Source organism: Dapis hubbardiae BLCC-M172 (genome assembly GCF_050016015.1).
Classification (GTDB): domain Bacteria; phylum Cyanobacteriota; class Cyanobacteriia; order Cyanobacteriales; family Microcoleaceae; genus Trichodesmium.
Genome location: NZ_JBNHEQ010000255.1, coordinates 1 through 11,339 on the forward strand (window position 1 = coordinate 1; position 11,339 = coordinate 11,339).

At 34.9% G+C, this 11,339-nt stretch carries 12 protein-coding genes; 11 read left to right on the forward strand and 1 reads right to left on the reverse strand.

Annotation, left to right across the window (positions count from 1 at the left end):
• Nucleotides 1-146: 146 nt before the first annotated feature.
• From ACP6PK_RS23875 to ACP6PK_RS23890, 4 genes are all read left to right on the forward strand, one after another.
• On the forward strand, nt 147-413 hold the full coding sequence (locus ACP6PK_RS23875) for a hypothetical protein (RefSeq protein ID WP_426563268.1): 267 nt from the start codon (nt 147-149) through the stop codon (nt 411-413).
• Nucleotides 414-489: 76 nt separating this feature from the next.
• Nucleotides 490-894 (forward strand): FkbM family methyltransferase, encoded by a 405-nt coding sequence (locus ACP6PK_RS23880; RefSeq protein WP_426563270.1) that lies wholly within the window; start codon nt 490-492, stop codon nt 892-894.
• 9 nt (nt 895-903) lie between these two features.
• Entirely contained in the window at nt 904-1,092 is a 189-nt protein-coding gene (locus tag ACP6PK_RS23885) for an FkbM family methyltransferase (RefSeq protein WP_426563290.1), read from the forward strand.
• A gap of 319 nt (nt 1,093-1,411) precedes the next feature.
• Nucleotides 1,412-2,239, forward strand: a complete 828-nt coding sequence (locus ACP6PK_RS23890; protein ID WP_426563272.1) for a class I SAM-dependent methyltransferase — start codon at nt 1,412-1,414, stop codon at nt 2,237-2,239.
• Nucleotides 2,240-2,632: 393 nt separating this feature from the next.
• On the opposite strand, the gene ACP6PK_RS23895 is transcribed toward ACP6PK_RS23890, so the two are convergent.
• Complete coding sequence (locus ACP6PK_RS23895; RefSeq protein WP_426563274.1) at nt 2,633-3,016, reverse strand: hypothetical protein; 384 nt, start codon at nt 3,014-3,016, stop codon at nt 2,633-2,635.
• Between the two features lie 236 nt (nt 3,017-3,252).
• On the opposite strand from ACP6PK_RS23895, the gene ACP6PK_RS23900 reads away from it, so the two are divergent.
• The 7 genes from ACP6PK_RS23900 (at nt 3,253) to ACP6PK_RS23930 (ending at nt 11,314) form a co-directional block, all read left to right on the forward strand.
• Entirely contained in the window at nt 3,253-4,197 is a 945-nt protein-coding gene (locus ACP6PK_RS23900; RefSeq protein WP_426563276.1) for a glycosyltransferase family protein, read from the forward strand.
• Between the two features lie 117 nt (nt 4,198-4,314).
• A complete protein-coding gene (locus ACP6PK_RS23905; protein ID WP_426563278.1) occupies nt 4,315-5,190 on the forward strand; it encodes a glycosyltransferase family 2 protein in 876 nt (291 codons plus the stop codon).
• Between the two features lie 243 nt (nt 5,191-5,433).
• Nucleotides 5,434-6,426, forward strand: a complete 993-nt coding sequence (locus tag ACP6PK_RS23910; RefSeq protein WP_426563280.1) for a glycosyltransferase family 4 protein — start codon at nt 5,434-5,436, stop codon at nt 6,424-6,426.
• Nucleotides 6,427-7,149: 723 nt separating this feature from the next.
• Nucleotides 7,150-8,295 carry a glycosyltransferase gene (locus ACP6PK_RS23915; protein ID WP_426563282.1) on the forward strand — a complete coding sequence of 382 codons (1,146 nt, stop codon included), beginning with the start codon at nt 7,150-7,152 and terminating at the stop codon, nt 8,293-8,295.
• A gap of 650 nt (nt 8,296-8,945) precedes the next feature.
• Nucleotides 8,946-10,121, forward strand: coding sequence for a glycosyltransferase family 4 protein (locus ACP6PK_RS23920; protein ID WP_426563284.1), 1,176 nt, complete (start codon nt 8,946-8,948; stop codon nt 10,119-10,121).
• Nucleotides 10,122-10,298: 177 nt separating this feature from the next.
• The gene (locus ACP6PK_RS23925; protein WP_426563286.1) at nt 10,299-10,961 is read left to right on the forward strand and encodes a WecB/TagA/CpsF family glycosyltransferase; all 663 of its coding nucleotides are present in this window, start codon (nt 10,299-10,301) and stop codon (nt 10,959-10,961) included.
• Between the two features lie 206 nt (nt 10,962-11,167).
• Nucleotides 11,168-11,314, forward strand: a complete 147-nt coding sequence (locus tag ACP6PK_RS23930; RefSeq protein ID WP_426563288.1) for a helix-turn-helix domain-containing protein — start codon at nt 11,168-11,170, stop codon at nt 11,312-11,314.
• Nucleotides 11,315-11,339 lie beyond the last annotated feature (25 nt).

Genomic DNA, 11,339 nt, shown 5'->3' on the forward strand with positions numbered 1-11,339 from the left:
ATAGCTATTAGGTTCAAAACGTGCCTCCCATTCTGGCTCCATACCCAACTTAACCTTTAATATGTGGAAATGATCGTTCTCAAATAAAATTTGATCTAAACAATAAACGTGAAATTAAAAATGGCTATACCAAAGATAAATATTTCTTGAATGGTGAAAATTGGGTTTTAAGAAATAACACAATTATTGGTAAAAATTCTAGTCAACTTCTAATTTATTTGCAGCCAACTTGGGAATGGTTTACAGATAGTTGGATTAGTGAAAATAATACCTGGTACAATCCTGATACTTCCAATTCGTTTCAAATTAAAGATAGAGGAAAAGCTAAGAACTTTGAGGATTGGCAATCGATAGTTAGTTTAGATAAGGAATCTGTATTTACTCAAACAGAAGGTAAATTAGATTGTATTTGAGTTGTTTTAAATTATTTTTGGATTTGAAAAAAAATTACTAAGATAACATTAACTTAGCAAAATATTGAGGAAATAAATGAAAAAAATAATCCAGAAAATAGCTAAACAATTTGGTTATGAAATTAGAAAATATTATCCAGCAAATGATAGCAGTATTAAAATCCAATATCTTTTATCCCATTACAATATCGATCTAGTCCTCGATGTAGGTGCAAGTATCGGAGTCTATGCCAAAAGGTTACGATTAGAAGGATATCAGGGAAAAATAGTATCGTTTGAACCTTTATCCAGTGCTCATTTTAAGCTGCAAAGTCTGAGTCAGAATAATGCTTTATGGATAGTTTCTCCTCGTTCAGTTATAGGAGACTATGATGGTGAAATTAGTATTAATGTTGCTTCTAATTCTTCTAGCAGTTCTATCTTAGATATGGAGAAAACTCATGTGCAGAGTAAGCCAAAATCAGCTTATGTAGATACATAAAAAGTTAGAATAGCTAAACTAGATACCATTGCTAGCGATTACATCAAAGACAGTAAATCTGTGTACTTAAAAATAGATACGCAAGGTTATGAAGAAAAAGTATTAAATGGTGCAGAGGAACTTTTATCTAAGGTAAAAGTAATTCAAACTGAATTATCATTGATGCCTCTTTATAAAGGCAAAATTTTATTTGCATAAATGATAAATAAACTTGAAGAGATGGGCTATGAATTGTACAGTTTATAACCTGTATTTTCTAATCAACAAACAGGACGATTACTACAGGTAGATGGTCTTTTTGTGAAAAATTAATTTATGAAAGTTCTTTAAGTAGTTGTACAAAATTAATGACCACAATCTGGTCATAGACCTCTCTTCGTTCTAGATATCCTTTCTAAATCTTTATAGTTCAGGTACAGAGCAATCTCTATTGGATTTTATATAAGGATTATGTATTTGCTAAAGATCAAAGTAAACTTGATTTTTTTGAGTTATCAACAATGCAGGAGATTCAGTTATGAAAACAATAGAAGTAAAATGTTATCATTGTGGTTCTGAAAAATACAATTTTTATGATACAGAAAATGGATTTAATCTTGTCAAGTGTCTTGACTGTGGTTTACTATATGTCAACCCTTGCCCCATTCAAGAAGAAATAGATTTAGGGGCAAAAACAGGACTTCATCAAGGACAAGAAGATTTTGATATGACTGGCAATTTTAGCCCTAATAAAGTAGAAAAGTATCTTCATATTCTTGGGGATTTCGGTTATGAAGAACTAAAAAATCTACAGAATTATCAATGGTTAGATATTGGTTGCGGTCATGGAGAATTTATCAAAGCAGTTTCAATATTTAGCAATAATCAAATTAAAACTAAAGGGTTGGAGCCTAATGTTAATAAGCAAAAATCTGCCCAGCAACAGGGGTTAGAAAATCACACAGAAAAATATGATTTTATTTCCACTTTGAATGTTTTTTCTCATTTACCAAATCCTGTTGAAGATTTAAGAAAGTGGTGTAATCTTTTAAAGGAGGGTGGAGAAATTTTATTAGAAACTGGGGATTCAGCTAATTTAGATAGTAAAGACCATCATAAACCTTATTATTTGCCAGATCACTTAAGTTTTGTTTCAGAAGAAATTGCTGTAAGTATACTTAAAAAAATAGGTTTGGAAATTATAGAAATAAAAAAATATAGATTTCCTGGTTTTCCAGAATTTAATGTTCAAAACTTAATCAAACAGACGGCAAAATTTGTCTTGCCAAATAAGAGTTCTTCTTTTAATTTCTTTCCCAAATATCCAAATCGTGATATGTGGATTAGGGCAAAAAGAAAAAACTAATAGAAACTTTACTTTGAGTGCATCTCAATTTTCAAGAAAGCCTAAAATTTATCGTTTTTAGGGAATAGGAAACAGAGAACAAGGAATAGGGAAAAAGTATTTTTGCAAAAAAAGCATTCCTCTAATCGAATGTAGTATTTTGGGAGTAGTTAGGAGTCAACCCACCCCTAACCCCTGCGGTGGATGGGAAGTCAGGTAGGGGAGCCGTCGGGTTGGCGACGTACAGAATTTTCAAGCTTTTCAGCTCTTTTTAACTATTATAAAACTTGTTACGACCTATTTAGGATTGCTATATAGCATTCCTATTTTATTCGTGGCAAAAATCTTACTGCTTTTTAGGGAACTCTTAACTGGGAACAGGGAAGAGTTTCAAGTTTTTTATCTACTTTTTGATTACCCGCGACCTAATTTAGGATTGCTATATGAGATGCACCCTTTTACTTTGATAATCAAGGGATATATTGAAAGCATCCCTCCTTCATTCGCACCAACATCAACGACAACTTGTCCAGACTTAATTTCAGAACGGAAAGTTTCAACTGTATTTTCCTCGTATCTGCTATCCAGAATTATTTTTCGTCCCAAATGGGTTAGTGGATCTGCATAAAAACGAATCCCGATACCAGTATCAATTATGCGACGTCTTTCATCTGGTGCCATTAGGCGTTTCATACTATTTGCCAAAGATTTAGGTTTGAGAGAGTACAACCAGTTAAATCTTTTAAGTATGTCTATATGAAATTCTCTATTAAGTGAGTCTGTATTTGGTTGTGTCATTGTACGTCAAACAAATATTGACTAGAACTACTTTAGTAGTATCCCATAGAATAGATTTAGTTAATACAAAATATGTTCAACTGTTCAAGGACATAATTCACAGATTAGACATTCAAGATATTAGCTTAAAATTAGGACTATTGCTTGTTATGACAGAGGTGTATTATTGGGGTACAAGTCCTAAAAGTGGAGAAAATTATTTTTTTTGATAAATACTAGGACTAGGAGTAGATAGGATGGAAAATTTTGGCATTATTGTAGCTACTTATGAAAAAGATTACTGCTTTGCAAAAGGCTGTTGTGCCAGTATTAGACATTTTTTAAAAGATGTTCCTATTTGTCTAATTGTTGATGGTTCATTTTCAGTAGAAGATTTAGAAAAAACCTATGGGGTTCAAGTTATTTATCGTTCTCATACTATCAATGAATGTCTCAGAGATAAAAAATGGAAATCCTCAACTAAAATGATTGCTTTTTGGGAAAGCCCGTGGGAATATTTCCTTTATCTGGATGCAGATATGGTAGTTTGGGGTGATTTACTGAAATGGGGTAATTTTCAAGACTTTGATATGGTTATTGACCGCCCCAAAAATAATTTTTCTGACCAAGCTATTTGCCAATGGATGTTTAACGGACCAAAAATAGAAAAGTATTTTCCAGATTTTAATTGGCGAAATCGTCCTTACTTTTGTACCGGGGTATATTTTGCCAAGCGAGGAATATTTGATTTAGATGAGTATCGAGAATTACTTGAATTGAGGTTGTCCCAACCAAATTTGTTTTACGGCATGGATCAGGGTATACTAAATTTAATGATTTTCTGGGCTGTAGATCGTGGTAAAATTCGCTTGGAACAAAAACCAATGCAAACTATTGTTTCTAATTTTGCACTGGAGGAATTAAAAGAACGTTTTCCTGTAGAAAATAATATAGCTGTAGAACAAAAAGAAGCTAGTGCAATTCACTGGTCTGGAAAAAAACCTTTTATATCAAGGCATAGTATTTTTCCAGAACCCATGAATTTCTTTAGGAGAAAGTTTCTTGACGATGCCAAAAATTTTACAGGACTATCAGCAGAATTAGCATTACAAATAGAAGATTTTAATAGTTATAAAACTAAGTTGTGGCGCAGGTTAACAGGTAAAGGAACTACAGCTATGCCTAAACCTATATCTAGTTAGCTTGAGATAGAAAAAAAAATCAAGGGTGCAGTTATTTTAGTTTTCAATTTGAGTCAGCAAAATAAATTAGTATAACTCCAAGAAAGTAATATTTTAGTTATGTTTAAAAAATGAACAATGTTAAGTCAAAAACCAAAAGAACCAGCTTATCTAATCATACCAGTTCATAACCGTAAACATCTAACCCTTGGATGTTTAGAACATCTGACAAAAACAGGAGATAGCCAAAAATACTATATCATAGTAATAGATGATGGTTCTACAGATGGAACTACCGAAGATATTAACTCTCAATATCCAGATGTAATAGTATTACCTGGAGATGGAGATTTGTGGTGGACAGGAGCGATCGCTACAGGAATGAATTATGCTTATAAACAAGGTGCAGAATACTTTATTTGGCTAAATGATGACTGTCTTCCCGACTCAAATACCGTGTCATTATTAATAGAATTTTCCCAAAAAAATCCAGATACAATTGTCGCTCCAACTTGCTATCGAGAAGAATCAAATATACCTGTATTTAGTGGTTTTTTAGGTCGTCAAAGAATAGAAGGAGAACCGGGAAAAGTCAATTTTGTAGATGGGATGTCTGGTTATTGCGTACTTATTCCCAGAAAAGTATATGACAAAATCGGTCCTCCTAATGCCAAAAGATTTCCTCAATATTCAGGAGATGATACTTATACCTTAAAAGCTACTCGTTCGGGATTTAAAGCCTGTATTGTCGGGGATGTTAAAGCCAAATTAGTAGGACCAGTTCGTCAGACTCATAAAATAGAAAATTATGTTAAACCCGGTGAATCTCCAAAAACAACATTCCAAAAATTATTTCTGGCTAAAAAATCTCCCTACTACATACCTACAAAACTTTTCTATCATACGGCAAAATATGGGCATTTTGTAGGCACAACACTTTTTGTGGGAAAAATGAGCTTATGGCTAACAAAATGGATACAAGTACAATTAACCTCTAAAAAAGCAGAGGTTTAAACGTAGTCTATGAAAATCCTAATATCTAGCTACGCTTGTATGCCTTATACTGGGTCAGAACCAGCAGTAGGCTGGAATATGGTGCAGGTATTAGCAAAACGACACCAAGTTTGAGTCATTACTAGGGAAGATAATCGTCCTAGTATAGAAGCAGAACTGATCGAAAATCCCTGTCCTGGGGCATACTTTATCTATTACGACCTACCTCCGTGGGCTAGATGGTGGTACAAGAAGAATAGAGGCGTGCAACTACACTACTATCTGTGGCAAATTGGCATCTATTTCATCGCTAAAAAGCTGCATCGCGAAATTGGTTTCGATATGATGCATCATGTAACCTATTGTCGTTACTGGAACCCTAGCTTCATTGCCCTGCTTCCAGTACCTTTTATTTGGGGACCAGTAGGCGGGGGAGAGTCGACACCGAAACAGTTATGGAAAGCTTATAACTTTAGGGAAAAAATTTACGAAACAGTAAGAGATTTTGCTAGATGGCTAGGAGAAAGGGATCGCTTTGTTAAGATAACTGCTGAACGTAGCACTTTTGCTTTTGCCACTACAGAAGAAACGGCAAGTAGATTGCGGTTATTAAAAGCAAAAAAGGTTAAGGTATTAGAACAGTGTGGACTACAGCAAGGAGAAATAGACTTTTTACAGAGGCTACCTTCTGCCCCCTCTTCTCCGATAAGATTTATTAGCATCGGGCGCATTCTTCATTGGAAAGGCTTTCAATTGGGATTCCAGGCTTTTGCTTTGGCTAAGTTAGATCGAGCAGAATATTGGGTTGTAGGTGAGGGGCCTTATCAACAGTCCCTTTACCAACAAGCTGAGAAACTGGGTATTTCTTCCCAAGTTAAGTTTTGGGGATGGCTTGCGCGGGATGAAACTTGGCACAAGCTAGGAGATTGTCATGTACTGCTTCATCCAAGTCTGCATGAATCTGGAGGGTTGGTATGTTTGGAAGCAATGGCAGCTAGGCGACCAGTGGTTTGTCTTGATTTAGGAGGACCTGGAAAAATGGTTCCAGAGGAAACAGGTTTTAAAATAGTTGCTACCTATGTTGATGAAATAGTGAGTAAACTTGCCGATGCAATGACTGTTTTAGCTAGAAATTCAGATTTAAGGATGAGGATGGGAAAAGCAGCAGAAGAGAGAATTAAACAAACATACAATTGGAGGGTTAAGGCTAATTTATGGATGAATTTATACGAAGAATTAGCAGCGCTTTGTAAGTAAAAATTTTGCTTATTAGACTTGTCGCTTTATAACTTAAAAAATCCCTAAAAACCTTGTTCTGTAATACCAAATTCAAAAAAGGCTGTTACATTCCAATTTGTGATTTATTTCTAAAGTTGAATACTTTATGGCTTGCATTCATTGTCAAAATTAAAGTTTTTTCCTCCATTTTTTGTCTATTTATCTTTCCTAGTTCCGGCGTTCCTTATCTCCTTTTACTTGTTCTGTCACTGTAGCAATATTTTATGAAAATGGTATAAGAATTATAGCTATTGCAAAGTAAAAACGCTGGTAAATATTGTCCTGTCTAGGTTTGAGCTATTTTTTGCCTCTATATTAGCGACAACTCTATTATTTATACATTAGACCTAGGCGTGAAAAAGATATATATTTTTTGGAGGAGTAGGGAACAGGGAACAGTTCATTAATTGATAATTGATAATTGATAATTGATAATTGATAATTACCTCTCCCTAAAAGGGAGAGGATTGACGAATAAGGAACAGATTTATTTTTTTCCCCTTGAAAGGGGAGGCTTTAAACCTGAATGGTCTAATTATTTAATTGTTTAATTATTAATTATTTCGGTAACGGGAAAAAGGCAAGATATTTTTATGAAAAAAGGCATGAAAAAGGATTTTTTATGGTTAATTTTTCTTTCTTTAGCATATCTAAACTCAAAGGTTTATTTATTTTCTGGAGATGTCTATTAATTAAATCATAATGAATATAGTTTTATACCTCAAAATATTTCCTCCTTGCGGCGAACCTTTAAATCGGGGTATGAGTAAAGCTGTGGATGGTTTAGCTTTTGGGTTAACAGAGTGCGGAAATAAGGTAACTATCTTATGCGAAGGATATCAGGATAATTTTATAAAAACTGAGAAAGGCTATGAAATTAAATGTTTTGCTAATCTATCTAAAAAAGGGGCAATTTTTTCTCTGGCATCTGGCTTAAAAAAATATATTCAAGAAAAGTCTAAACCAGATTTAGTTGTTATTAGCGGTATATTTAATCCTAGTGCTTACTCTCTATCCCGCTTTCTAAAAAAGTGTGGAATTGATTATATTACCTGGCCTCACGACCCCTATAATCCTGATATTTTTAGCAATAAATCATATCTAAAATTCCCTTACTGGTATTTTCTAGAAAGACCTATGTTAAGGCAAGCAAAAGCAGTACAAGTATTAGATATTCGTCATGGGGAATTTCTCAGAAATTTAGGTGTTAATACGTCTATTATTGAACTACCTAATGGTTTTCATGCAGAAGATGTTTTGCCAGAATCAAAATTGGAATGGCGACAGGATACTCCTGCAAAATTGTTATTTTTAGGTAGAATAGATGCTCACAATAAAGGGTTGGATTTACTTGTGGAAGCTTTCGCAAAAATTGTCAGAAAAAAAGATACTAGCTCTAAATATAAATTAATAATTCAAGGTCCTGATTTTGGAGACAGAAAAATGCTGGAAGAAAAGGGTAAAAAACTTTTGATTTGTGACAATTTATCTTTTTTAAATCCAGATTTTGATGTTTCTCCTACTTCCATAATTGCTAACTACGATATCTTTTGTCTACCCTCCCGTTTTGAAGGTTTTGGTTTGTCTGCATTAGAAGCAATGCTGGCTGGTAGAGTATTATTAGTTTCAGAAGTTGGGGGTATAGCATCTCATGTAAAATCTAGTGGCTGTGGAGTAGTTGTTCAGCCAGAAGTAGCTAGTATAAAAGAAGGTTTGGAAGAACTTTTAGAACGTCGTTCAGAATGGGAAGAAATGGGAATGGCAGGAAGACGTTATGTACTGAAAAATTTACAGTGGAATAAAATTGCTGAGAGGGCATTAGATAATTATAAAAAAGTATTATACTAATATATATAGGATTGGTCATTTCAGTTATCAGTTATCAGTTATCAGTTATCAGTTATCAGTTAACCTCCGACTAAAGTCGGAGGCTTGAAATACTGAGTTAAATATTTTTTCCATCCCCTTAAAAGGGGAGGCTTTAGACCTCATTTTTTGGTAAAAAACTAAGAATACATAAAAAATATGGTAGTGGTAAATAAGTAATGATTTTTATTTATGAGCATAAATATCCATTATCAATTAATGAAATATTTAGGGCTTGCTGATTAAATCTCAAAGCATTGACAGGAAATAAGGTGTCTTTTTATGTCTGGAAAAAGTACAAGGTTTTCCTTCTAAAGAGCTGCATAAAGTGAGGATTTTTAGTTGGCGCGAGGCAGAAAAATTAAGGGATAATTATTCCTCCTGTCTCCTGTAAAATTCCCATTCATCCTGAATCCTACCCTCATCCATAATACTTTTTCAGTAAACCCTATTTAGAACTACCTTTTTTTCATTGATACTTAATTTGAAAATCAGCACTACTAACCAATACTAAAAAACTCAAATTATTATGGCTGTTTCCCATGACGCTTTCAGATTACCCCTAATTATATTTTTTTTATTTATAACCCAAATATGACTGCTATAGTTTGAATGAATTTATTGAAAAAATTATGCGCATTTTAAGTATACATAATCGCTATCAAATTCGAGGTGGGGAAGATGAATCTCGCGAGGCAGAACAAAGATTATTAATAGAAAATGGTCACGAAGTTGATGTTTATGAAGATACTAACGATCGCGTCCCAGAATTAGGTAAAATTCGTGTAGCTATTAGAACTATTTGGTCACAAGAAAGCTATAAAATAGTTAGACAGAAACTCAAACAAAATTCTTATGATTTAATTCATGTCCAGAACTTTTTTCCTCTTATTTCTCCATCGGTTTATTATGCTGCTAAAACAGAAGGAGTTCCAGTTGTTCAATCTTTGCGTAACTACCGCCTGATGTGTGCTAATTCCTACTTTTTCCGGAATGGACTGGTTTGTGAAGATTGTATGAATAAATTTATCCCTTGGCCTGGTATAGTCCACGCTTGCTATCGGGAGAATCGGGCAGGTACTATGGTAGTAGCAGCAATGCAAACTGTACATCGTATCTTGCCAACTTGGATGAAGATGGTGGATATTTACATTACTCTCACGGAGTTTGCCCGTCAGAAGTTTATTCAGACAGGTTTACCAGGAAAAAAAATTGTTGTTAAGCCTAATTTTGTCTCTACTAATCCTGCAGTTGGAAAAGGAAGCGGAGGATATGCTTTTTTTGTAGGGCGTTTGTCGCCAGAAAAAGGATTGGATACTTTGTTGGAGGCTTGGGAATATTTGGGAGAGAAGATACCTTTAAAAATAGTTGGAGATGGTCCTTTAGCATCCAAAATCCAAGAGGCTGCATCCAGACTTCCTAATGTAGAATGGTTAGGTAGGCGAGGTTTGGAAGAAGTTTATGAACTGGTAGGAGAGGCAAAGTTTTTGATTTTTCCCTCTCAATGGTATGAAACTTTTGGGCGAGTGGCAGTTGAGGCTTTTGCTAAAGGAACTCCTGTTATTGCTGCTAATATTGGGGCAATTGCTGAATTGGTAGACTCAGGTTGTACTGGTTTATTATTTCGTCCAGGCGATCGAGAAGATTTAATTAGACAGGTAGAATATGCTCTGGCTTATCCAGAAGAATTAAGAAAAATGCGTTTGAAAGCTAGGGCTGAGTTTGAGGCAAAGTATACTGCCCAAGAAAATTATCGGCAGTTGATGGATATCTATAAGTTGGCGATCGCTTCTAAAAATTTAACTTAATTGGTTTATAGATAAAAAATGACAAACTACCCATCTTCTTTAACTCCCCCAAGCAAAACCAGTGTTTTAGGTATAGGAGTTAGTCACACTAATTACTACGACTGTACATAATTTATTATTAACTCTGCTAAAGTAAGACAATCTTGTACTGTTGCTCCGACCCCAGTACATGGTATTATGACTGGTTATCTCGATCCAAAAGGTCATGGCGATCGCCTGAATCAATTTACTCTAGTTGTTCCTGATGGTCAACCTGTAGGTTGGGCAATGAATTTATTACGCAAACCTGATCGGCCTCATCTGAGCGATCGGGTTTATGGTCCGACGTTAATGTTACATCTTTGTGCTGCAGCAGCTAATGAAAATATTGGTATTTTTCTCTATGGCTCAATTCCTCAAGTTTTGGAAAGTTTGCAGCAAAATCTTCAAGACAAATTTCCTAACTTAACTATTGCTGGAACTATTTCTCCACCCTTTCGCTCTCTAACTCCAGAAGAAGATGCTGAATATATTCAACAAATTAAAGATTCTGGGGCAGGTATTGTATTTATTGGTTTGGGTTGCCCTCGGCAAGAGGCTTGGGCTTTTGAAAAAAGTCAAAATTTAGATTCTGCTTTAGTTTGTGTGGGTGCTGCTTTTGATTTTCATGCAGGTAATGTTCCCCAAGCTCCATCTTGGATGCAAAAGTTTGGTTTGGAATGGTTTTTTCGTTTGCTACAAGAGCCAAATCGTCTTTGGCAACGTTATGTGTTGTTGAATCCTCTCTATCTAATTCTTTTGTCGCTTCAGTTAATGAGGCTACTCCCCCTTAAGACTCCATTGAAAAAAGATTTTTCTTAACTTTGGGAGTTTTCCAATTATTTTTGCCTGGATGGAGATTTTAACTGATGGGGAGTTTGAGGGGCTATAAGTCCCGCGCTCTATCTGAAAGATGAGCGTCGGGATACATGGACACCTCTTGCAGATTTTTTCCGGTCAATCCCGGAAAATCTGCAACAGTATAGATATAGAGGTATAGAGTAATCATTCTGTGTTAGAATTTTTGTATGACTCTAACCATCAACTATCGCTATCGACTTCACCCCGACCCCATCCAAGAGCAAACTATGCTCCATTGGTTGGAAATATCTCGTAAAGTGTACAACTATGCCTTGCGGGAAATCAAGGATTGGGTAAATTCCCGCAAAGAGTAGTTTGGACTATTGTTCCCTCTCAAAA

Bases quoted from the DNA above. Each gene is read 5' to 3' on its own strand.
- ACP6PK_RS23880 (WP_426563270.1), top strand. From the start codon at position 490: ATGAAAAAAATAATCCAGAAAATAGCTAAACAATTTGGTTATGAAATT.
- ACP6PK_RS23890 (WP_426563272.1), top strand. From the start codon at position 1,412: ATGAAAACAATAGAAGTAAAATGTTATCATTGTGGTTCTGAAAAATAC.
- ACP6PK_RS23895 (WP_426563274.1), bottom strand. From the start codon at position 3,016: ATGACACAACCAAATACAGACTCACTTAATAGAGAATTTCATATAGAC.
- ACP6PK_RS23900 (WP_426563276.1), top strand. From the start codon at position 3,253: ATGGAAAATTTTGGCATTATTGTAGCTACTTATGAAAAAGATTACTGC.
- ACP6PK_RS23905 (WP_426563278.1), top strand. From the start codon at position 4,315: ATGTTAAGTCAAAAACCAAAAGAACCAGCTTATCTAATCATACCAGTT.
- ACP6PK_RS23915 (WP_426563282.1), top strand. From the start codon at position 7,150: ATGAATATAGTTTTATACCTCAAAATATTTCCTCCTTGCGGCGAACCT.
- ACP6PK_RS23920 (WP_426563284.1), top strand. From the start codon at position 8,946: ATGCGCATTTTAAGTATACATAATCGCTATCAAATTCGAGGTGGGGAA.
- ACP6PK_RS23925 (WP_426563286.1), top strand. From the start codon at position 10,299: ATGACTGGTTATCTCGATCCAAAAGGTCATGGCGATCGCCTGAATCAA.
- ACP6PK_RS23930 (WP_426563288.1), top strand. From the start codon at position 11,168: ATGACTCTAACCATCAACTATCGCTATCGACTTCACCCCGACCCCATC.